This is a genomic window from Clostridium sp. DFI.1.208, from assembly GCF_024463855.1.
Lineage (GTDB): Bacteria > Bacillota_I > Bacilli_A > Erysipelotrichales > Erysipelotrichaceae > Clostridium_AQ.
In genome coordinates this window covers 1-20,489 of record NZ_JANGCA010000032.1, presented here as the reverse complement: position 1 = coordinate 20,489, position 20,489 = coordinate 1, and the positions used below count along the sequence as shown (strand labels likewise).

The following is a 20,489-nucleotide window of genomic DNA, read 5'->3' as shown; positions in this document are numbered from 1 at the left end:
AGGACTTTTAAATGAATTATGAATTAATGGCAGTAGAAATACTTGCAGCAGTTGGAGGAAGTAAGAATATTTCAAATGTTACACACTGCGCAACCAGACTAAGGCTGAATCTAATTGATCAAAAACTTATTGACCGTAAAAAGGCCGTGGATATCGATGGAGTTATGGGAATTTCTGATAAAGGTGGACAATATCAGTTAATTATTGGAAACAGTGTATCTCATGTTTATGATGAATTTATAAAGCTATTAACTTTGGTTGAAACCGCTTCAGAAGCAATTCCGGAGCAAAAGAAAACAGGAGTAAAAGCCATTGTGAACTGTGTATTTGATGTTTTATCAGGTACATTTGTTATGTTTATCCCCGTTTTGATAGCCGCAGGTATGATATCAGCAATACTTGCTGTATTGACCTCTTTTCATCTGGTATCGGCTGAGGATCCAACCTATATTATATTTTCTGCAATTCAGTCAGCAATATTTTATTTTTTGCCTATATTTGCAGGATATGCTTCTGCATCAAAAATGCATATGAACCCATTTATAGGAATGGGGTTGGGAGCTATACTGTGTTATTCAGAGATTAACGGTGTGGAAGGCTTGTCTGTATTCGGCCTATCTATTACCACAGTTACATATAATTCCACCGTTTTCCCTGTGATTCTTGGCGTAGTATTGATGTCCTTTGTGGAAAAAGGCCTTATTCGCATTATACCGGATATTTTAAAAGGTTTAGTCATTCCAATGGTTACTCTACTAACCGGTGTTCTTGGAACTTTATTATTCTTAGGACCTATTGGCTCTATACTGGGTAATTTCTTGAGTGAAATCATATCCATGATATCAACTACAGCCGGGTGGGTAGCTCCTGCCATTATCGCCATTCTTTATCCTGTAATGGTATTTACCGGGATGCATTACAGCTTGATGCCGCTCGTTATGACTTCCTTTGCTACCGTAGGCTTTGATCCTCTTATGATGGTTGCTGGATTTATAGGAAATCTTGCGGAAGGAGGGGCAGCAACCGCAACTGCTTTCCTAGAAAAAACCAAGGAGAGAAAAGCAGATGCTGCAGCGATTGCAGTAAGTGCAGTTTGCGGTGTAACGGAGCCTGCTTTATTCGGAATTACGCTTCGTAATAAGAAAACATTATTCTCTGTATGTGTTGGAGGCTTCTGCGGTGCGCTGTTTGCAGGTATCATGTCAGTAAAAGCTTATGGGTTTGTGGGAGGTCTTCCTTCGCTGCCCCTCTTTATCGGTTCAGATGGCAACTTCAATAATCTTATTATGATAATCATTGCAGTCATGATTTCTTTCTTTGTTACATTTATACTTACATATATATTAAATGGAGGAAAGCGTCATGTCTAGATTTCCAAATGGATTTTTATGGGGAGGTGCCATCAGTGCAAGTCAGTCTGAAGGAGCATATGATGTTGGTGGTAAGGGGTTGACTATCTTCGATGTGACGGAGGCGGGGAATAAAAATACACCACGAAAACGCCATGATAAAATTGAAAATGATATACATTACCCCAGTCATACAGCAATCGATTTTTATCACACATATGCACAGGATATACAGTTGTTCAGGGAACTGGGGATTCAATGTCTGCGGACATCGATTAATTGGACAAGAATTTATCCTAATGGTATTGAGGAATTGCCCAATGAAGAGGGACTTGCTTATTATGATGCTTTGTTTGATGAATTGCTCAAAAACGATATTACCCCAGTTGTTACAATACATCATTCAGATACACCTTTGTATATTGCTGAACATTATGGAGGATGGATAAATCGAACAACTGTGGATTTGTTTTTGAAATATGCAAAAACTGTTCTTTGCCGCTATAAGGATAAAATCAAGTATTGGATTGTCATAAACGAAATCAATGCAATTAATTATGTGGAGTGGTTTTCAGCAGCGGCGGAGAACATGACACTGCAGGAGAAAGAAACAGCCTCCTACCATTTACTTTTAGCAAATGCGAGTGTTGTATGTGCTGCTAAAAAAATCAATCCGGATTTTATTATGGGAGGTATGGTAACGGATTGTCATACATATCCCTACACTTGTGATCCTCAGGATGTATTTCAATCTATTCAGGATAAACATAGGAATATCTTTTTTGCCGATGTAATGTGCAGAGGAGAGTATCCTTCTTATAAATGGAAGGAGCTTAACCGCTTTGATATTCAATTGCATATAAAGGAAGAGGAAAAAAATATTTTAAAAAAGGGATGTATCGAATTTCTTGCATTTAGTTATTATTCATCACATGTATCCAGTATGGTAAAGGATGAGGATATACAAGGAAATCTGATACAAAATATTAAAGGGAAAAACAATCCTTATCTTAAAAGCTCACAATGGGGCTGGTCAATTGATCCTATGGGACTACGTATTGCATTAAATGAATTCTATGATCGCTATGAATTACCTTTATTTATTGTAGAAAATGGACTCGGTGCAAGAGATGATGCGAAGCAGCTACCTTATATCAACGATGACTACCGAATTGAGTATTTGCGGGAGCATATAGCAGCAGCGCGTGACGCGGTTACAATAGATGGTGTAGACCTGATGGGTTATCTAGTTTGGGGATTTATTGATATCGTGTCAGGAGTGACTGGCGAAATGGATAAACGATATGGGTTGATTTATGTTGATCGTAATAATAAAGGTCAGGGAAGCAATCTTCGCTATAAAAAGAAATCGTTTGAATGGTATCAAAAAGTCATTGCCTCGCAAGGAGAGGAACTTTAGCGGAAACACTATTGTGTTACATGATTCTATAGAATATTTGCTATGGAGATCAGGAGTCGATAGACGGTTATTTCATTTGATTGCTCATGCATTTGCTTTGGAAGTAACAAAAAATGAACAATTGGACATTGTATAAATCTTAATGCTGTGGATGAGCTCTTTTCATCCACAGTTGTTTTGTGGATAGAGAGCTTAATAGAAAAAGAAGCTAATATACTAGCCTTCAAAAATAAGTAAAAACTCATACACTTATCTTGACATGCTTGTATCGTATTGCTTAATATGACTTTTTATATCCGCCGTGTATTATCAGTATGTTTTTTTTATCATATCAACTAATTTATTATGCTGGGTCTTCTGTCATATTTTCAGATTCTAAAGTTTCCGACATGGAAAAATAAACCACTAAAACCATACCAAATTTATTTTTGCTGTTCTTTTTGGAATCAGTTCCTATCAATGTGAAACTCTGCCTCAAGATGTGAAATATGGGTAAGTGTCAAAATCTCCTTAATAGATGAAGATTATGCTTATTAGCTAAACCATCAAAAAAGAATTGGATATTTTTTTTAGGGTATGCCTTCAGTAATTCCTGTGCTTTGAAAAAAGCCTCAAGATATGCAAAAGAATTATGGTACATGGTAAAAGTACTAAGAGTACTATTGGTTTCGATTCATACCGCTTTGAATTATTCATACAAGTCTTCAATATAATACTTAGTATAAATATGAATAAAAGATCACATTTGAATTCTTGATAAACTGACACAGCATAGTCTGTTAAACTAGGGCTTAATAGAATGATTTTGTATTGTTCTTGTGCTTTGTTTAATAGGTGGTTTGCTCTTTTTTTTCTTAGGCTGCGAACATTCTGTCTGGTATATGTTATGATAAATGCAAGGTATGCATGCAGAATTCCCATAAGATATGCAGATTATAACCATCGGATTCTCAGGAGGAACGCATATGATCAAAAACAGATATATCACCAATGTACGTATCGCAACACCGGTTGCTGGGGACTCCTATCTTGCAGACCTGCCGGCGGTTCGCTGTCTGAGCAGGCTGGACCGGTTGTCCTTTGATGCACCCGTTACCTTCTTTGTAGGAGAAAACGGTACCGGTAAATCCACTCTTTTGGAAGCAATCGCTGTTTCCTACGGCTTTAACCCGGAAGGAGGAACCAGAAATTTCACCTTTTCGACGCAGGATTCTCACTCTGCATTCTATGAGCATATACAGCTGGGAAGAGGCGATTATCCAAAAGACGGCTATTTCTTACGTGCTGAGAGCTTTTACAACCTCGCCTCCAACATTGATGAGCTGGACCGGTATCCGGATCGTTCCCGGCATATCATCGACAGCTATGGCGGTGTATCCTTGCACGAGCAATCCCATGGGGAGAGCTTTCTCTCTTTGATTCACAATCGGTTTGGCGGCAACGGACTGTATCTGCTGGATGAGCCGGAAGCGGCCCTGTCTCCCTCCCGCATCCTCACACTGATTGCAGAGGTGCATAGACTGGTACAACAAAACTCTCAATTTATCATAGCCACACATTCCCCGATTCTTATGACCTATCCATATGCAAAGCTTCTGGAATTCTCAGAAGCAGGCATTCAGGAGGTTTCTTATAAGGATACCGAGCATTACCAGCTGACAAGAAGATTTCTTGAACAGCCCGAACGCTATCTTCGCTATCTGCTGGAGGAATGAATCGAAAAAAGCGGTACAAGCTGCCTCACAAAAGCAGCTGCCTGCTCCATCTGTTCTTACAAATCGGCATTTTGATCGATATACCACGGTCAAAATGTTTTTTTTATCCCCTTTTTCATCATTTTCATACACAACATTTACACGCGCTTAACAAACCTCTCTTGGCTACAAGGTAAGCTATATTCGTAACAAGGAGGAGCTTATGATACGAAAAGAACGAACCCGTATTCTGGTACACTGTTCCAAAGAATTTCTCAGACAGTGGGCACAATATTTTGAACAGCAGGAACCGTTTCATGTTATTGAGGAACCGAAAAACGCTTTGACCATGCTTCGTATGCGAGAAAGCGCACAGCATTCCCTCTTTTATCTGGGAGAGGTGCTGGTCAGTGAAACAAGAGTGGAGTGCAGGACGGTGATCGGCATCGGGCTGATTCAGGGAAATGAGCTGGAGAAATCCTATGATCTGGCTGTGATCGATGCAGCATGCAATGCGGCACTTCCGGGGGTGGAGGAGCTGGAGAAGGCTCTTGCACAGGAGAAGCAGCGACAGGATGCTGCCTATGCGCGGCATGTGGCAGGCATATTGAAAACACGTGTGAAGTTTGAAACGATGGACGTGTAAGGAGAACGATATGAACTTTGATATGGTATTTGATATACAGCATGCCTACCGTCAGGTAGTCCATGCCTTCGCCTATCCCGGTGAAATTGTGAGTCTGAAGCAGGAGGCGGACAAGCTGGAGGTTCCGCTGAATTGCAGCCCCGCTACCAGTGTGCTGCTGTACATGCTGCTGGATGCGGATACCAGCTTTCATGCAGTAGGAGAGGAACAGCTGACAGACAGCATCGCAAGGCTGACCTACTGTCGCAGCTGTACGCTGGAAACAGCAGCACATGTCATCGTGACGAAAGCGCACAGGGACCAGCTGTGTGAGACCATGCGAAGGGTAAACATAGGAACACTCGAGGATCCGCATCTGGGGGCAACGCTGCTGGTGGAATGTGATTCTTTGAAAGAGGGAGGCGAGCTTGTCTTACACGGTCCCGGCATACTGTACACACATACGATTGCTTCTTTGTTAGACGGTGACTGGGTGGAAGTCCGCTCCCTTGTGAATGAGGAATTTCCTCTGGGCTTCGATATGCTTTTGATCGATGCGGATGCAAACTGTATGGCGCTGCCAAGAACAACACAGGTGGAAAGGGGATAAGACAATGGCTTATGTTGCAGTAAAGGGCGGTGAGCAGGCAATCGAGGAAAGTCTGCGCCGATTAACATATGAACGGGTCAGGAAGGGGGCCGGTGCCAGTGCTGAGCAGATCGAACAGGGCATGCGGCTTTTGGTGGATCAGGTAATGAGTGAAGGCAGTCTGTACGATCCCGCGCTTGCCGCACTTGCTATCAAGCAGGGAGAGGGCAGTATGGAGGAGGCGGTATTTCTGCTGCGAAGCTATCGCTCCACATTGCCGCGCAAGTATTACTCCCATATCATCGACAGTCAGGATATGGAGGTGGAACGCAGAATCTCCGCAGCCTTTAAGGATATCCCGCAGGGACAGCTTTTGGGAACAAGCTATGATTATGTGCACCGCCTGCTTGGTTTTGATCTTTTGCAGGAACGCGAAGAGGAGCTGAAGCAGTATGTGGAGGAGTTTCTGAGTGAGGAATGCAGTACAGAGAAAACAGACCTGCGCCTTCCCAGAGTCAGCGACTATCTGCGCAGGGAGGGACTTCTGCCAGCAGTGGAAAACGACAACCGCATTCCCAAGGATGCCACCAAGCAAATGCTCAGCTTTCCCACACAGCGAAGCGAGCGTCTGCAGATATTGAGCAGAGGAATGACGCAGGCGGTGACCGCACTGGGCTATGCTTCCCTGCGCGGCTATGGTGTTGTGCATCCGACGGTAGGGGAGCTTCGTGTGGGGATGCTGCCGATCACTGTTCCAGATCCCATGCAGCCGGAGCATTATGAGGATGCCTATTACATCGGAGAAATTAAGGTTACGGAGGTAGAGAGTCTGATTCCGGTTACCATGACCAATGCGAATGGGGAAAAGGAGCTGGAATTTAAGGTCGGCTATGGAATCACCATGGGGCAAAACGAAACCAAGGCAATCGCCATGAGCATTCTGGATACATGTCTGGAAAGCGAGGATAAAAGCTTTGCGGTCAACGACGAGGAATTCGTGCTGTACCATATCGACGCAGTGGAGGCTACCGGCTTTATATCGCACCTAAAGCTTCCCCACTATGTCACATTCCAATCCAAATTGAACAGTATGAGAAAAACAAAGAAGGAACAGGCCGATGAAAAAGAAATATAATTTCGCCTTTTTCGATGAAGGCAGTAAGCGGGAAATCCGCAGAGCATCACTGAAAGCAATTTGTATTCCCGGCTATCAGGTGCCCTTTGCATCCAGAGAGCTGCCGATTGCCAGAGGCTGGGGAACTGGCGGTCTTCAGCTGAGTCTTTCCCTGGTCGGACCATCCGATGTCGTTAAGGTAATCGATCAGGGGAGTGATGAAAGCGTCAATGCCATCAGTATCAAAAACCTGATCAGGGCTACCACAGGAGTAGCGCTGACCACGCATACGGATGAAGCAACCCTCATTCAGTCACGCCACCGCATACCGGAGGTGCCGCTCAAAAAAGATCAGCTTCTGGTTTTGCAGGTCCCGACACCCGAACCGCTGCGGGAATATGAACCAAGTGAGCGTGTGACCAAACGGCTGCACGCCGAAAAGGAATATACCGGGGCATGGCTGCTGCTCTTTGAACAGATTATGAAATACGGACGCGTAACCATGGGGGCGGATCATCCGGTACTCGTAAACAACCGCTATGTGACGGCTCCCTCTCCCATCCCGCGTTTTGACAATCCGAAAATGATGAAAAATGAGGCACTGATTCTTCTGGGTGCCGGACGGGAAAAGAAAATTTACGCGATTCCTCCCTATACGGAGGTCGTATCTCTGGACTTTGCGGATCATCCCTTTGAGACAGAGGATTTTCAGGGGAAATGCTGCCGGCTTTGCAAAGCGACGCATGTGTATCTGGATGAAATCATCGATGAAGCAAACGGCAGTGTCAGCTATCAGTGCAACGATACCAGCCAGTGTCTGGAGCGCCTGAATGCGAAAGGAAGGGAAGCATAATGGACTATAACGATGTGCCGCTGATGCGCGTATCGCATCTCAATAAACGCTTTGGAGAGGGCTGTCCGCATTGCCGCAGCCATTCTGCAAAGCTGCAGGGAAACTATTGTCCGAAATGCGGAACCGTATATGCCTGCCGGGATATCAGCTTTGAGGTATATGACGGGGAAATTCTCGGTGTGGTCGGAGAAAGCGGCAGTGGCAAGTCCACGATGATGCAGTGCCTGTACTTTGATCAGGCGGTGACAGGCGGCAGCTGTACGATACGTACGTACAAAAACGGAGCTGCCAATATCTTTGCACTCACTGCCCAGCAGCAGCGCTATATTCGCAATCACGTGCTTGGTATGGTGTATCAGAACCCCTATCTCGGATTGAAAATGAATTTTTCCAGCATGGGCAACATCGCCGAAAAGCTGCTTGCGGCAGGAAACCGCAATGTAAAGGCGATGAGCGAGCGTGGAACGGAGCTGCTGAACGCCGTGAAAATACCGGTGCACCGCATGAAGGAGGAGCCGAAAAAATTCTCCGGAGGCATGCAGCAGCGTGTTCAGATCGCCAAGGCTCTCAGCAACAATCCGCCTATCCTTCTGCTGGATGAGGTCACAACAGGGCTGGATCTATCCGTACAGGCAAATGTGCTGGACCTGATTAAAAAGATACAGCGGGAGCTGGGCGTATCGATGCTTGTGGTGTCGCACGATCTGGGCGTGATCCGCATGCTGGCGGATCGAACGATCGTTATGCTGGATGGAAAGATTATTGAGCAGGGACTGACCGATCAGGTCATGGAGGACCCACAGCATCCCTATACGCAGCAGCTTGTATATTCACTATTATAAGGAGAACATCATGATTGCAATCATAAATGGAAACATCGTACAGGAGCATGGCGTCTTAAAGGATCACGCCCTGCTGATTGAAAAGGAGCGTATTTCTGATATCGTTCCACAAGCTGAGCTTACCTCTATGCGCATTGAGGAGGTGTACAACGCCTATGGGGGATATATCACACCCGGCTTCATTGATATGCACTCGGATCATATCGAGGCCATGGCGGCACCGCGCCCCAGCAGCATCATGGATATGGAGCTGGCTGTATATGAATTTGAAAAGGAGTGCTGTACCCATGGCATAACCACCATGTTTCATTCCGTCAGTATCTGGGAGGGAGTCGGTGCTTCCCCCATGCGGCGTCCAACGCTTGTCAGACAGCTGGCGGATATCATAGAAAAAAGCCACACCCAGCTGCATCTGATTCATCACCGCTTCCACATGCGCTTTGAAATCGACAATCAGAAGCAGTTTGGACTGATGCTGGACTATCTGCGACAGAAACGTGTTCACCTCCTATCCTTCATGGATCATACACCGGGGCAGGGACAATACCGCAATATCGAGGTATACAAAAACTATATCCGCAATGTCAAAAGCATGAGTGAGGCGGAGGTGGAGGAAGAGGTGGCGCGCCGCATGAGCAGCGACAAGCTGACACTAGAGAATATCCGAAAGGCGGCTGCACTTGCAAAGGCACAGGGAATCTCCATCGCCTCACATGATGATGATACGATTGAAAAGCTGGAGGTGGTACAGGATTTCGGGGCAACCATATCGGAATTTCCGATTACGCTGGAGGTAGCCAGGGAAGCAAAAAAACGCGGTATGTACACCGTTGTTGGGGCACCGAATATTCTGCTGGGCGGCAGTCATTCCGGAAATATGAATGCGGCGGATGCTATCGCACAGGATGCTGCGGATATCTTGTGCAGTGATTATTATCCGGCGAGTCTTCTGCATGCCGTATTCCAGATGACAAAGCAGGGACAGCGTCTGGAGGACATGGTGAACAAGGTGACCATACACCCGGCACGAGCTACCGGCATCGATCAGGACTACGGTTCCATTGAAAAAGGGAAAAAAGCCGACCTGCTGATTATCCGTACCCTGCCCAATGAGCTGCCGGCGATTACCGAGGTCTTTGTGGACGGTATGTGCATCGCACAGAACCATTACCGGGTGTAGCTATGCTAAGCGAAGAAGTAACCATCGAACAGGATGTAGAGCTAAACCAGGTGAGCTTTTCTATATATAATAAAGTCGGTGCACACAGCGTCATTGAAAACAGCTCCTTTGGCAAATATTCCTATTGCGAGCCGTATGCGATGATACAAAACACGATCATTCACAGCTTTGTGGATATCGCAAGAAATGTCCGCATCGGAGCAACGCAGCATCCCATGCAGCGACCAACAACCCATCATATCACCTACCGGCGCAGGATGTACGGGGTAAAGGATACGGATGATGAAGCATTTTTCGAGCAGCGCAGAAGCACACTGACAGAAATCGGACATGATGTATGGATCGGGCATGGCGCACTGCTGGAGGCAGGTGTGAACATCGGACATGGTGCCGTAATAGGCAGCCAAGCGATTGTGACACACGATGTCCCGCCATATGCAATCGTTGCAGGGGTTCCTGCAAGGATTCTGCGCTTTCGCTTTAACCGCGAGCAGATTGCTGCCCTTTTGGATATCGCCTGGTGGAACTGGGACGATGATGTCTTTCGCCGGCGAATCGATGATTTTTCATTAGATATCGACAGCTTTATCCGCAAATACAGGAAAGGGTGAATTTATGTTGAAACAGGACTTACTGGTCATTGAGGATTTGGAGAAAAGCTTTACCATGCACGTCAGCAAGCGTGAAATACATGCCTGCAAGGGAATCAGCCTAAAGCTGGCGAAAGGGGAATTCATCGGCATTACGGGAAAGAGCGGGAGTGGGAAATCAACGATTCTAAAGGGCATCTATCGAACGAATCTGCCGCAGAAGGGAAGAATACTCTACGACAGTGAAAAATTTGGTCTGATAGACCTCTGTCAGTCGAGTGAGCGACAAATGATTTATCTACGCAAGCAGGAAATCGGCTATGTTTCCCAGTTTCTGCGCATTATGCCGCGTACGACAGCACGGCAGATCATTGAACATGCGGTTTTGGAAATGGGAGCGGATGAGGAGACGGCCCGTCACAGGGCGAAGGACATGCTGGAGCATTTCGAGCTGGAGCCGGCACTTTGGGACATGTATCCCAATACCTTTTCCGGAGGGGAAAAGCTGCGCCTGAACATCGCTGCCGCCATGGTAAAGAAGCCGCGTCTGCTGCTTTTGGATGAGCCGACAGCCAGTCTGGATAATTCCAGCAAGCAAAAGGTCCGCGATCTGATTGAACAGCTGAAGCAGGAGGGAACGACCATGCTCGGCATCTTTCATGATCTGGAATTCATGGAGGGATTGTGCGATCGGGAGTACAATATGCAGAAGGGGATGATGGCATGAATCATGTCGATCTGCACATTCACAGCGCTTGCAGTGACTCCTCACTCACTGTGGCGCAGATTCTCAGCCTTGCCGGGGAAAGCCACATGCAGATGATTTCCATAACGGATCATGATACCTTTGCGGCATATCAGCACATTCCATACGATACACTGCCTTGTACGCTCATCAAGGGGATAGAAATCAGTGCCTATGATCATGTCGCAAAACGGCAGGTGCATATTCTCGGCTATGGCTTTGGAGAAGCGACACCGCATGTGGATGCCCTTTGTGAAGCCGCTTTGCGCCAGCGAAACAGCATTTCCTTATGGCAGGTGCAGCAGCTGATCGATCATGGCTATCAGCTCACCATGGAGGAGGTAAAGCGCACGGCCCAGCAGGCAACTGCCATCTACAAGCAGCACATCATGGACGTCATGATGCGGCACGGCTACAGTGATGCCATATACTCCGATGTCTACCGAAAGCTGTTCAAGAACAATGGAATCTGTGTATGTCCTGCCGCCTTTGTTTCTGTAGAAGCGGCTATTCGTGCCATTCACAAGGATCAGGGAATCGCTGTTCTGGCGCATCCCTATTCCTCGCGCGTCACAGCATCCATACCCGAATATGTCCAGATCGGACTGGACGGCATCGAAACCTGGCACAGCTCACATGGACAAAAGCAGGTGGATGACTTGCATGCCATCGCAAAAAGGTATAAGCTGATAGAGACAGGGGGCAGTGATACCCATGGGCGCTATGGCGAGGAGCCGGCGCTGGGGCAGGTGAATCCCTTTATGAAGGATGAGGATGTGAGTGTATGCAGCAGGATGTAATTGAATTTGCAATCGAGCTGGTAAGAGCCTGTGGTGAACAGCTGCGCAGGGTATCCACGGTGACACCGGAATATAAAACAGATTTTCAGGATCTGGTAACCGAATATGACCGCAGCATGGAGGAACAGATTCACCATGCATTGAAAGAGCGATTTCCGACACACAGCGTTCTGGGAGAAGAGCGTGTAAGGGAAAGCGGTGACCACCTGTGGATACTGGATCCGATTGACGGAACGACAAATTTTGTAAGCCAGCATCGGGATTTCGCAATCTCTCTTGCTTATTATCATAAGAAGCAGCCGGTCTTCGGCATCGTATACGATGTTATGCGGGATGAGCTGTTTTTGGGTGTTCATGGCAAAGGGGCATGGAAAAACAAAGAACAGATGGCACCGCTGCGCAAAAAAGAGACGAAGGAGTGTATACTGGATGCCGGTATGCATGTTCTGGGTTATATAAAAAGAACCTATGGCTGTGATCCGCTCACCATGCAGGATGAATTCCGCGCCCACCGCTATCTGGGCTGTGCATCCCTGAGCATTGTGCATATCGCGCAGGGATTGAGCGATTTGTATCTGTCTGCCCATGTGAAATGCTGGGACTATGCGGCAGCGGCAATCATACTGGAGGAGGTACAGGGGGCCTACAGCATTCAAAATTCCTTTTTTACTACCACCGGAGCGTTTGCTATATTCGCAAACCGCAGATCGCTGATTACCATGGTGGAAACGAAATACCTCCAGAAAAAGGAACCGACACTGCACAAAAACGGAAAGTAAAGAAGCAAAGCGCGTGCTGCAGGAAAGCAATAGAAGAAAACGCATTGCCAACGCCGGCAGGTGCCCGATCCATCAGGATCCTGCGGCACTTTTTTTCTTTGCTTCCTTATGGGGCTTCTTTGGCAACCGGGATTTTGTTATAATAAGCATAGCGGTATTGCTGCATGCGGACGGTATAAAACCGAAAAGCAAAAAAGCAGGCAGCACCATAGCAGCCAGAAGTGCAGTCTATAGCAGAGAAAGAGGAGCATATGAACTTACGAATGATGGAAATTGATGCATCCAACGCCGCCCTGTTATCAAATTTTCTGTATGAAGCAATATTTGTCCCTTCAGGCATGCAGCCCCCTTCCAGAGATATTCTTGCGGATCCCCAGCTGCAGGTATACGTTCAGGACTTTGGAAAGCAAACAGGAGACTTCGGTCTATTTGCGGAAGTAGAAGGTGTAATTGCAGGCGCTGTATGGGCACGCATCATGGAGGATTACGGGTATATAGATAATGAAACGCCATCCCTTGCTATCGCCCTGTATAAGGAATATCGGGGAAAGGGTGTTGGCACGGCGCTGTTGCAGGCGATGTTAAAGCTGTTGCAGGAGCATGGCTATGAACAGGTTTCTCTTGCTGTTCAGAAGGAGAACTACGCTGTTAAGCTGTACACAGCCTGCGGCTTTCGCGTATATAGGGAAAGCGAGGAGGAATACATCATGGTAAGATCACTGCGGCAAAATACAGCGTGCACGTCACAGGAAGGCGCTCTATGAGAATAAGAAAAGCAGTGCAGCAGGATTTAGCGCAGCTGCAGGAAATGTATGAAGCAATCATTGCGCACATGTATGCACAGCAAATCTGTATATGGGATGACGTGTATCCCTGCATCTGTTTTCCAACGGATATCAAACAGGAGCGCCTGTATGTCCTGCAGGAGGATACACAACTATTGGCTGCCTTCGCCTTATGCGAGCAAAGTGAGGGAGCACAGCAGGTTATATGGCAGCTTGCGGGACAAAAAGCACTGTATCTTGAGCGGCTCGGTGTGCAGGTGAATGCGATGGGAAAGGGAATCGGAAGTGTGGCAGTCAATGCCGCAATGCAGTGTGCAAAAGCCAGACAGGCGGATGCTTTACGGTTGTTTGTGGTGGAGGATAATACCCCGGCAATACGGCTGTATGAAAAAAATGGATTCATCCGGGCAAGAGGCATCTACCATGAAATCATCGACGATGCTTTGACATTGCAGGAAGTGGGCTATGAAAAAGCCCTGTTTCGGTAATGCGATCCGATAACAGCAGCTTAGAACGGAGGGTATGCATGAGTGAGCTATTGCGATTTAAAACACGGCAGGCATTCAGAGACTGGCTCTTAGAAAACTGCACAAGCAGTGAAGGTGTCTGGCTGGAATTTGGCAAAACAAAGGAAGTGGAAACACTGTCCGCAAAGGATGCTTTGCTGGAGGCACTTTGCTTTGGCTGGATTGACGGCGTTATGAAGAAGCTGGACGATACATCCTATAAGAAGTATTTTGCACAGCGAAGAGCCGGTAGTAAATGGTCACAGAAAAACAAGGCACTGGTTCAGGAGCTGGAACGGTGTGGTGCCATGACAGAGTACGGACGCAGAAAAATTGAAGAGGCGAAAAAGAACGGACAATGGGATCGTGCCGCTCATCCCTCTGCAATCAGCGATGAACAGATCGAAGCAGTGGGGGAATTGCTAAAGGAACATCCGCAGGCATACAACAATTTTCAGAATATGTCCGCCTCGGTGAAAAAAACATATACCCGTGCTTATTTTGATGCCAAAACGGAAGCGGGCCGCAGCCGGCGCCTTGCATGGATGATCGAGCGGCTAAAACAAAATCTGAAGCCGATGTAATGAGAGACAAAATAAGGAGGCGTTATGGAGCTAAAGAAACTGGAGGAGAGCTTTTCTGTATGTAAGGTAGAAGACTATTCCATGGTGAATAGGGACAGCACCTACTGCTTTATCGGGAAAACAGATGAGGAAAATTCCCTTGTCTGTTTGCAGGAGGATGTGCCGAAGAATACCGTTGCCCGTGAGGATCACTGGAAGGCATTTCGTATACAGGGAATCCTGGATTTTTCACTGATTGGTATCCTGTCTGAGATTTCAGCGCTGCTTGCGAAAAACAGCATAGGCATCTTTGCCATTTCCACCTATAATACTGATTATATCCTGATGAAGGAGGAGCATTTTACAAATGCTATGAGAATACTTGCTGCTTCGGGATATCGTATCACTTGATATTGCTACTTGAGATTTAGAAACAAAAGGAAATAAATATTTCACTTTCAGGCATATGCTCATCGCGGTCGTGAAAAGCCCTGTCGTTTTCTATTGGCAAGGCTTTTTCTATAGGCAAGGGGACGCATGTAACAGGAATGCAACGCAGCGTTGCGCAAGTGCATGCGAAAAGTTATGGAAGATAACAGATGGATTTGCTATGATGTATCTGACAAATCACAAGGAGGCGGGTTTATGAATTTAGGAGAAAAGCTGTACAAGCTGCGAAAGGAAACGGGACTGTCACAGGAGGCGCTGGCAGAGCAGATGAAAACAAGCCGACAGGCAATCAGCAAATGGGAGAATAATCAGGGCTATCCGGAAACGGAAAAGCTGTTGCAGCTGTCAAATATATTCGGCGTGTCTGTAGATTATCTATTAAAGGATGATAGGCTGAAAACGGATACAGAGGAAAAGGGCTATTATGTGAGCAGGGAGATGGCGCAGGGATATCTGATGAAGGAAAGCAGAGTAAGCAGATGCATCGCTTTGGGCTTTATGTTCTGGGCGCTGGCAGGGATTCCCTATTGTATGTTTCCAGAGCACTCCTCCTGGCGCTTGTTAGGTATGGGGATATTTATCTTCCTTGGAATCTGTGCTGTTGTCGTCGGTATGTTTCATGATCAGGATGTTTATGCCGTGTTGAAGCAGGAGGTATTGCTGTTTGATTATGAATACAGAAAAGAGCTTTGTAGGGAATATCAGGCACAGCGGAAAAAATATGGTATTGTAGCCATTCCCTGCTGTATCCTGTTTGTTGCGGGAATTGTTGCGTTGGCGGCTACCGTGCGCGGTTACCTTCCATGGAGTGAACTACATGCGTTTGTTTTTCTGGGATTGGGTGCAGGACTTCTGGGATTTGTGTATACCGCAGGAATGCTGGACGCCTATGAGCAGCTTGTGGAAAACGAGAAATACACGAGGCGTCTGCTGTTTAAACTCAGGAAGAAAGTACGTACAAAAATTGAGCAGATGTGACGTGTTTACTGCATACATGTTTGCGCTGTATAAAGGGGATGTGCTGTTTTGCGCGCTGTTTCTGTATGCGTGCTTGCGCAATGCAGGATTTTCCTTTAGAAAGTGATCGCTTCAACGTGCCGAAAGCACTTACTATATGGAACCGATTTCCTTGCTAGAGAAATCGGTTCTCTTTTCTGTATGCATTGCATGGGAAAGCGGTTTTTTGTTTGAAAAATATGTTTTCCCTACCTTTTCTGTACAGAATATATTATAATAAAAAGCAGTGTTACGTGTGCTTTTTACATAGGACACATGAAGGAAAGGTGACGATATGGTTGATTTCATCGCAACACCATTTGCGTTTGGTGATATACAAAAACTTCAGACGGCAGGTGCGCAGAGTGTTCTTATCGCAGTACCGTTTTTCTCGGCAAGAGGAGCTGTCTGTTTCCCAATAGAAAAGCTGGCGGATATCAAGGCGGAGTGTATCCGGTGTCAGGTTCATATGTATGTTCTGGTTAACCGCATTTTTGTGGAGGAAGAGCTGGATGCGCTGCGTGATTTTCTGAAGCTTTTGAAGCAGCTGGATGTGGAGGGCATCTATTACGGGGATGAGGGTGTTCTTTATGAGGCACAGCGTCTGGATATGAAGGACCGGCTGATCTATAACCCGGATACCCTGATAACCAATGCCATGGATATGCAGTATTATCTGGAGGAAGGCATTCGCATGGCGACGATTTCCAAGGAAATCACCCTGCAGGAAATGTGCGGGATTGCACGGGATGTGCAGGGAGAGTGTGAGGTGATCCTTCACGGCAGATTGAATATGATGCATTCCAAACGAAAGCTGTTGACTGCCTATATGGATTTTCTGGGAAAAAAGGAGCCGGTTCAGGACAATCATCAGCTGTATTTGATGGAAGAAACACGGGATGATCATATGCCGATTGTTGAGGATGCGCTTGGTACGCATGTGTTTACCGGATTTACACTGGCTTCCTTTGAAGAAATTCAGGAGCTGTATGAAGCAGGGATACGGCATTTTCGCATTGACGGTATCTTTCATGATATCGACTATGTATGCGAAGCACTTCGCCTGTATCAGGAAGTGCTGGAGGGAAAGCGAAATGCCCGTCAGACATATCAGGAATATGAAAAGAAATATGAAGCGGATCATGTAAGTCATGGCTTCTATTATACGAAAACAAGCAAGGTAAAGTAGGTGAGAGCTTGAAGAAGATAGAATTACTCGCTCCGGCAGGTGATCTGGAGCGTCTGAAAATCGCAGTCTTGTATGGTGCGGATGCTGTTTATCTGGGAGGAAAACAGTTTTCTCTGCGCTCCCGTGCCAGCAATTTTGGCTTAGAGGAAATCGCACAGGGTGTTGCTTTTGCGAGGGAGCATGGTGCCCATGTGCATGTGACCGTGAATATGCTTCCCCATGAAGAGGATTTACACGGATTAAAGGAATATCTGATGGAGCTGGAGCGAATCGGTGTAACGGCGATTATCGCAGCGTCTCCGGGTATTATGATGTGTGCCAAAAAATGGGCGCCGAAGCTGGAGGTTCATGTGAGCACCCAGCATTCCTCCACCAATTCCAGTGCAGCAAATTACTGGAAGGAAAAGGGCATGGATCGTGTTGTGCTGGGACGTGAGGTTACGTTAGAGGAAATCAAAGCAAGTGCTGCACAGACGAAGGTTCCACTGGAGGTATTCATCCATGGCGGTATGTGTATTTCCTATTCGGGACGCTGTGTACTCAGTAACAACATGACAGGCCGGGATGCCAACCGCGGAGGCTGTGCACAGAGCTGCCGCTGGAAGTATCGTCTGTATGAGGGGAATCGTCCACTGCATGATGAACAGGACTTATTCTCCATGTCCAGCAAGGATTTGATGGCTGCGAAATATATTCCGGATTTGATAGAAGCCGGGATTGCCAGCTTGAAAATTGAAGGGCGCATGAAGAGTGCGTATTACATCGCTACTCTGATCAAAACCTATCGCATGCTGATTGATGAAATCTATGCGGAAGGCGGAAGACTGAGTGACAAACGTATGGAATGGTATTATAATGAATTGGCAAAGGCGGAAAACCGACCCACCGGGTGCGGCTTTTATGAGGGGATGCCGACATATCACGCACACCTGTACGGTGTCAATGGAGCCGGTGTCACACAGGAATTTATCGCCTATGTTTTGGACTATGAGGAAGCAAGCGGTATGGCTACGCTGGAGGTGCGCAACAACTTCCGCGCCCATATCCCTGCGGAGGTCTTCGGACCGAATCTTTCTACCACGCGTTTTGAATTGCAGGAGCTTTATGATATGGATGGAAATCTTTTGGAGGTTGCCAGAACACCGATGCAGAAAATCAGAACACACGTTCCTCTGCGTCTGGAAAAGGATGCCATGATCCGCAAGGTCGTGACAAGGGATCGCTCCGGCATATATTAAAGGGCGCATGTGTGCAGAGGATTACCGTATAAAGGAAATGCAGGATATCGCAGAGTTTAGGAAGGATACTAAGAGGAGAGAAGATTATGAAACTGAGTAATTCGTATTTTTATACATTGCGTGAAAACGTGAAGGATGAAGACAGTACAAGCGGAAATCTGCTGGTGCGTGCCGGAATGATCAAAAAGAGCAGCAGCGGAATCTATATGATTATGCCGATGGGGAAGCGCGTATTGAAAAAGATTGAGGAAATCGTACGTGAGGAAATGGATGCCGCAGGTGCACAGGAGCTGCTGATGCCTGCCATGATTCCGGAAGAAATCTATGAGAAAAGCGGACGTCGTGAGGCCTTTGGCTCCAATATGTTTGCATTGAAGGACCGCTACCAGAAAAACTATGTGCTGGGACCGACGCATGAAGAGCTGTTCACGATGGCGGCGATGATGAAGGGAAGCTCCTATAAGGATTTTCCTTACAACCTGTATCAGATTCAGACAAAATTCCGTGATGAGACAAGACCGCGCTATGGTCTGATTCGTGTACGGGAATTTATCATGAAGGATGCCTATTCCTTTGATATCGATGAAGCAGGTCTGCAGGAATCGTATATGAAAATGTTTAATGCCTATAAAAATATTATGGATCGCTGCGATTTGAAGTATAAGATTGTGAAAGCAGATACCGGGGCTATGGGTGGTTCTCTGTCTGAGGAATTTCAGGCAATCACCGAAATCGGTGAGGATGTCGTGGTGACCTGTGAGGGCTGTGACTTCTCCAGCAATCTGGAAATCACAGAGGTTATCGATACCAGCAAGCCCTCAGATGCCGCAGAGCTGGCGATGGAAATCGTGGAAACACCGGATGCGAAAACAATCGAGGATGTTGCGGCCTTCTTCCACAAAGCTGTCAGTGATTTTGTGAAAACACTGATTTATTCGGTAGATGGTAAGACGATGGCATTCCTGTTAAAGGGAGATCGTGAGCTGAATGAAACAAAGGTGCTGAAGCTGTTACAGGCAAATGAAATGGAGCTTGCATCCTTCGATGAGGTGGAGCGCGTCACCCATGCAAGGGTTGGCTTTGCCGGTCCGGTTGGTCTGGAATGTCCCATCATCATGGATCGAGAAGTGGCAAATATGAAAAACTTTATCGTCGGTGCAAACAAATCCGATCATCATATCAAGAATGTGAATCTGAAGGATTTCACTGTAGAAATGGTAGCGGATATCGCACAGGTTCATGAAGGAGATATCTGTCCGGTTTGCGGCAAGCCATTGAAATTCTGCAAGGGAATCGAGGTTGGCAACACCTTCAAGCTGGGTACCAAATATGCAAAGGCGCTTGGTCTGGAATATCAGGATGTCAACAATAAGCTTCATCCTGTGGAAATGGGCTGCTATGGCTTTGGTCTGGAACGCTGTATGGCGGCAATCGTGGAACAGCACAACGATGCATCCGGTATTATCTGGCCGGCAAGTGTGGCGCCGTTTACAGTCGCTGTGGTTGTTGTGTCCAGTAAGGATGATGAGCAGATGCGCATCGGTAAGGAGCTGTATGAAGCATTGAAAAACGAAGGCATCGACGTTTTACTGGATGATCGCAAGGAGCGTCCGGGGGTGAAGTTCAAGGATATGGAGCTGATCGGAATCCCATACCGCATCACCGTCGGCAGAGGAATCAAGGACGGCAATGTGGAATTCCGTGCGAGAACAGCTGCTGAAAACAGCGATGTAGCTCTGGATGAAGTCGTTGCACTGGTGAAGAAGGAATTACAGAAATAAAAAGTGCAGGCTTTCAGACAGCTTGGATCTATCATGAGAAAGTTCGAAGGGATTCGGACTTTTTTCTAAAAGGATCTGGCACAGACCTGCGGGGGTGTGCGTAATCAGCTATGCGCGGCGCTTATAGAAAGAGGGATGGAAATCACCTGGCATGAAAAGACAGCCGTCTGTAAAGGGAAAGCAGAGGGAGCAGGCGGCTTTATATTTTGAGGTAAGGCAGGAGATTCGCTTTCTATATCGGATAGGAATCATATAAGCATATACAGAGTATATGTCAGATTGTTGACAAAAGCCTATACCTTTTCGTAAGGACATAGGCTTTTTATTGTATATAGGCAATTTTCGAAATGAAATTGTCTTTTTTTGTATATTTTGAAGGATATATTGAATTTTTTGATGAC

22 protein-coding genes are annotated in these 20,489 nt (G+C 46.5%); all 22 read left to right on the top strand.

All coding sequences use genetic code 11. The features are described from left to right. Positions 1–11 precede the first annotated feature (11 nt). The 22 genes from NE665_RS15535 (at position 12) to NE665_RS15430 (ending at position 20,088) form a co-directional block, all read left to right on the top strand. Positions 12–1,370, top strand: a complete 1,359-nt coding sequence (locus NE665_RS15535) for a PTS transporter subunit EIIC (RefSeq protein WP_117442776.1) — start codon at positions 12–14, stop codon at positions 1,368–1,370. Beyond that, positions 1,363–2,769: a family 1 glycosylhydrolase gene (locus tag NE665_RS15530; protein WP_178759961.1), complete on the top strand. Its 1,407-nt coding sequence runs from the start codon at positions 1,363–1,365 to the stop codon at positions 2,767–2,769. The genes NE665_RS15535 and NE665_RS15530 overlap by 8 nt, the downstream gene beginning before the upstream one ends. 965 nt (positions 2,770–3,734) lie before the next feature. Continuing rightward, complete coding sequence (locus NE665_RS15525) at positions 3,735–4,484, top strand: AAA family ATPase (RefSeq protein WP_117442774.1); 750 nt, start codon at positions 3,735–3,737, stop codon at positions 4,482–4,484. A 202-nt stretch (positions 4,485–4,686) separates the two neighbouring features. Continuing rightward, on the top strand, positions 4,687–5,109 hold the full coding sequence (phnG, locus tag NE665_RS15520; RefSeq protein ID WP_117442773.1) for a phosphonate C-P lyase system protein PhnG: 423 nt from the start codon (positions 4,687–4,689) through the stop codon (positions 5,107–5,109). A 10-nt stretch (positions 5,110–5,119) separates the two neighbouring features. Continuing rightward, on the top strand, positions 5,120–5,698 hold the full coding sequence (phnH, locus tag NE665_RS15515; RefSeq protein WP_117442772.1) for a phosphonate C-P lyase system protein PhnH: 579 nt from the start codon (positions 5,120–5,122) through the stop codon (positions 5,696–5,698). Positions 5,699–5,702: 4 nt separating this feature from the next. Next, on the top strand, positions 5,703–6,812 hold the full coding sequence (locus NE665_RS15510; RefSeq protein WP_117442771.1) for a carbon-phosphorus lyase complex subunit PhnI: 1,110 nt from the start codon (positions 5,703–5,705) through the stop codon (positions 6,810–6,812). Further along, positions 6,796–7,644, top strand: a complete 849-nt coding sequence (locus NE665_RS15505) for an alpha-D-ribose 1-methylphosphonate 5-phosphate C-P-lyase PhnJ (RefSeq protein WP_117442770.1) — start codon at positions 6,796–6,798, stop codon at positions 7,642–7,644. Before NE665_RS15510 ends, NE665_RS15505 begins: the two co-directional genes overlap by 17 nt. Continuing rightward, positions 7,644–8,486, top strand: a complete 843-nt coding sequence (locus NE665_RS15500; protein WP_117442769.1) for an ATP-binding cassette domain-containing protein — start codon at positions 7,644–7,646, stop codon at positions 8,484–8,486. Before NE665_RS15505 ends, NE665_RS15500 begins: the two co-directional genes overlap by 1 nt. A 10-nt stretch (positions 8,487–8,496) precedes the next feature. Further along, on the top strand, positions 8,497–9,666 hold the full coding sequence (gene phnM, locus NE665_RS15495; protein ID WP_117442768.1) for a phosphonate metabolism protein PhnM: 1,170 nt from the start codon (positions 8,497–8,499) through the stop codon (positions 9,664–9,666). A gap of 2 nt (positions 9,667–9,668) precedes the next feature. Then, entirely contained in the window at positions 9,669–10,277 is a 609-nt protein-coding gene (locus NE665_RS15490) for a chloramphenicol acetyltransferase (protein ID WP_117442767.1), read from the top strand. 4 nt (positions 10,278–10,281) lie between these two features. Beyond that, positions 10,282–10,983, top strand: coding sequence for a phosphonate C-P lyase system protein PhnL (phnL, locus tag NE665_RS15485; RefSeq protein ID WP_117442766.1), 702 nt, complete (start codon positions 10,282–10,284; stop codon positions 10,981–10,983). Further along, on the top strand, positions 10,941–11,801 hold the full coding sequence (locus NE665_RS15480; protein ID WP_233104713.1) for a PHP domain-containing protein: 861 nt from the start codon (positions 10,941–10,943) through the stop codon (positions 11,799–11,801). The genes phnL and NE665_RS15480 overlap by 43 nt, the downstream gene beginning before the upstream one ends. Beyond that, on the top strand, positions 11,786–12,580 hold the full coding sequence (locus tag NE665_RS15475; protein ID WP_117442764.1) for an inositol monophosphatase family protein: 795 nt from the start codon (positions 11,786–11,788) through the stop codon (positions 12,578–12,580). Before NE665_RS15480 ends, NE665_RS15475 begins: the two co-directional genes overlap by 16 nt. A 13-nt stretch (positions 12,581–12,593) precedes the next feature. Further along, positions 12,594–12,857, top strand: coding sequence for a hypothetical protein (locus tag NE665_RS15470; protein WP_117442763.1), 264 nt, complete (start codon positions 12,594–12,596; stop codon positions 12,855–12,857). Further along, positions 12,832–13,344, top strand: coding sequence for a GNAT family N-acetyltransferase (locus tag NE665_RS15465; protein WP_117442762.1), 513 nt, complete (start codon positions 12,832–12,834; stop codon positions 13,342–13,344). Before NE665_RS15470 ends, NE665_RS15465 begins: the two co-directional genes overlap by 26 nt. Further along, the gene (locus NE665_RS15460; RefSeq protein ID WP_178759960.1) at positions 13,341–13,853 is read left to right on the top strand and encodes a GNAT family N-acetyltransferase; all 513 of its coding nucleotides are present in this window, start codon (positions 13,341–13,343) and stop codon (positions 13,851–13,853) included. The genes NE665_RS15465 and NE665_RS15460 overlap by 4 nt, the downstream gene beginning before the upstream one ends. A gap of 38 nt (positions 13,854–13,891) precedes the next feature. Then, positions 13,892–14,455, top strand: coding sequence for a YdeI/OmpD-associated family protein (locus tag NE665_RS15455; protein WP_117442760.1), 564 nt, complete (start codon positions 13,892–13,894; stop codon positions 14,453–14,455). A 24-nt stretch (positions 14,456–14,479) separates the two neighbouring features. After that, positions 14,480–14,845: an ACT domain-containing protein gene (locus NE665_RS15450; RefSeq protein WP_117442759.1), complete on the top strand. Its 366-nt coding sequence runs from the start codon at positions 14,480–14,482 to the stop codon at positions 14,843–14,845. Between the two features lie 234 nt (positions 14,846–15,079). After that, the gene (locus tag NE665_RS15445; RefSeq protein WP_117442757.1) at positions 15,080–15,862 is read left to right on the top strand and encodes a helix-turn-helix transcriptional regulator; all 783 of its coding nucleotides are present in this window, start codon (positions 15,080–15,082) and stop codon (positions 15,860–15,862) included. 313 nt (positions 15,863–16,175) lie between these two features. Beyond that, a complete protein-coding gene (locus NE665_RS15440) occupies positions 16,176–17,069 on the top strand; it encodes a U32 family peptidase (RefSeq protein ID WP_117442756.1) in 894 nt (297 codons plus the stop codon). A gap of 8 nt (positions 17,070–17,077) precedes the next feature. Next, positions 17,078–18,307: a U32 family peptidase gene (locus tag NE665_RS15435; RefSeq protein ID WP_117442755.1), complete on the top strand. Its 1,230-nt coding sequence runs from the start codon at positions 17,078–17,080 to the stop codon at positions 18,305–18,307. 86 nt (positions 18,308–18,393) lie between these two features. After that, on the top strand, positions 18,394–20,088 hold the full coding sequence (locus tag NE665_RS15430) for a proline--tRNA ligase (protein ID WP_117442754.1): 1,695 nt from the start codon (positions 18,394–18,396) through the stop codon (positions 20,086–20,088). The last annotated feature ends 401 nt before the right edge of the window (positions 20,089–20,489 follow it).

Coding starts and splice junctions, on each gene's coding strand:
- NE665_RS15505 (WP_117442770.1), top strand. CDS start 6,796: ATGAAAAAGAAATATAATTTCGCCTTTTTCGATGAAGGCAGTAAGCGG.
- NE665_RS15460 (WP_178759960.1), top strand. CDS start 13,341: ATGAGAATAAGAAAAGCAGTGCAGCAGGATTTAGCGCAGCTGCAGGAA.
- phnH (WP_117442772.1), top strand. CDS start 5,120: ATGAACTTTGATATGGTATTTGATATACAGCATGCCTACCGTCAGGTA.
- phnL (WP_117442766.1), top strand. CDS start 10,282: ATGTTGAAACAGGACTTACTGGTCATTGAGGATTTGGAGAAAAGCTTT.
- NE665_RS15535 (WP_117442776.1), top strand. CDS start 12: ATGAATTATGAATTAATGGCAGTAGAAATACTTGCAGCAGTTGGAGGA.
- NE665_RS15455 (WP_117442760.1), top strand. CDS start 13,892: ATGAGTGAGCTATTGCGATTTAAAACACGGCAGGCATTCAGAGACTGG.
- NE665_RS15445 (WP_117442757.1), top strand. CDS start 15,080: ATGAATTTAGGAGAAAAGCTGTACAAGCTGCGAAAGGAAACGGGACTG.
- NE665_RS15490 (WP_117442767.1), top strand. CDS start 9,669: ATGCTAAGCGAAGAAGTAACCATCGAACAGGATGTAGAGCTAAACCAG.
- NE665_RS15530 (WP_178759961.1), top strand. CDS start 1,363: ATGTCTAGATTTCCAAATGGATTTTTATGGGGAGGTGCCATCAGTGCA.
- phnM (WP_117442768.1), top strand. CDS start 8,497: ATGATTGCAATCATAAATGGAAACATCGTACAGGAGCATGGCGTCTTA.
- NE665_RS15430 (WP_117442754.1), top strand. CDS start 18,394: ATGAAACTGAGTAATTCGTATTTTTATACATTGCGTGAAAACGTGAAG.
- NE665_RS15450 (WP_117442759.1), top strand. CDS start 14,480: ATGGAGCTAAAGAAACTGGAGGAGAGCTTTTCTGTATGTAAGGTAGAA.
- NE665_RS15475 (WP_117442764.1), top strand. CDS start 11,786: ATGCAGCAGGATGTAATTGAATTTGCAATCGAGCTGGTAAGAGCCTGT.
- NE665_RS15465 (WP_117442762.1), top strand. CDS start 12,832: ATGAACTTACGAATGATGGAAATTGATGCATCCAACGCCGCCCTGTTA.
- NE665_RS15525 (WP_117442774.1), top strand. CDS start 3,735: ATGATCAAAAACAGATATATCACCAATGTACGTATCGCAACACCGGTT.
- NE665_RS15510 (WP_117442771.1), top strand. CDS start 5,703: ATGGCTTATGTTGCAGTAAAGGGCGGTGAGCAGGCAATCGAGGAAAGT.
- NE665_RS15440 (WP_117442756.1), top strand. CDS start 16,176: ATGGTTGATTTCATCGCAACACCATTTGCGTTTGGTGATATACAAAAA.
- NE665_RS15500 (WP_117442769.1), top strand. CDS start 7,644: ATGGACTATAACGATGTGCCGCTGATGCGCGTATCGCATCTCAATAAA.
- phnG (WP_117442773.1), top strand. CDS start 4,687: ATGATACGAAAAGAACGAACCCGTATTCTGGTACACTGTTCCAAAGAA.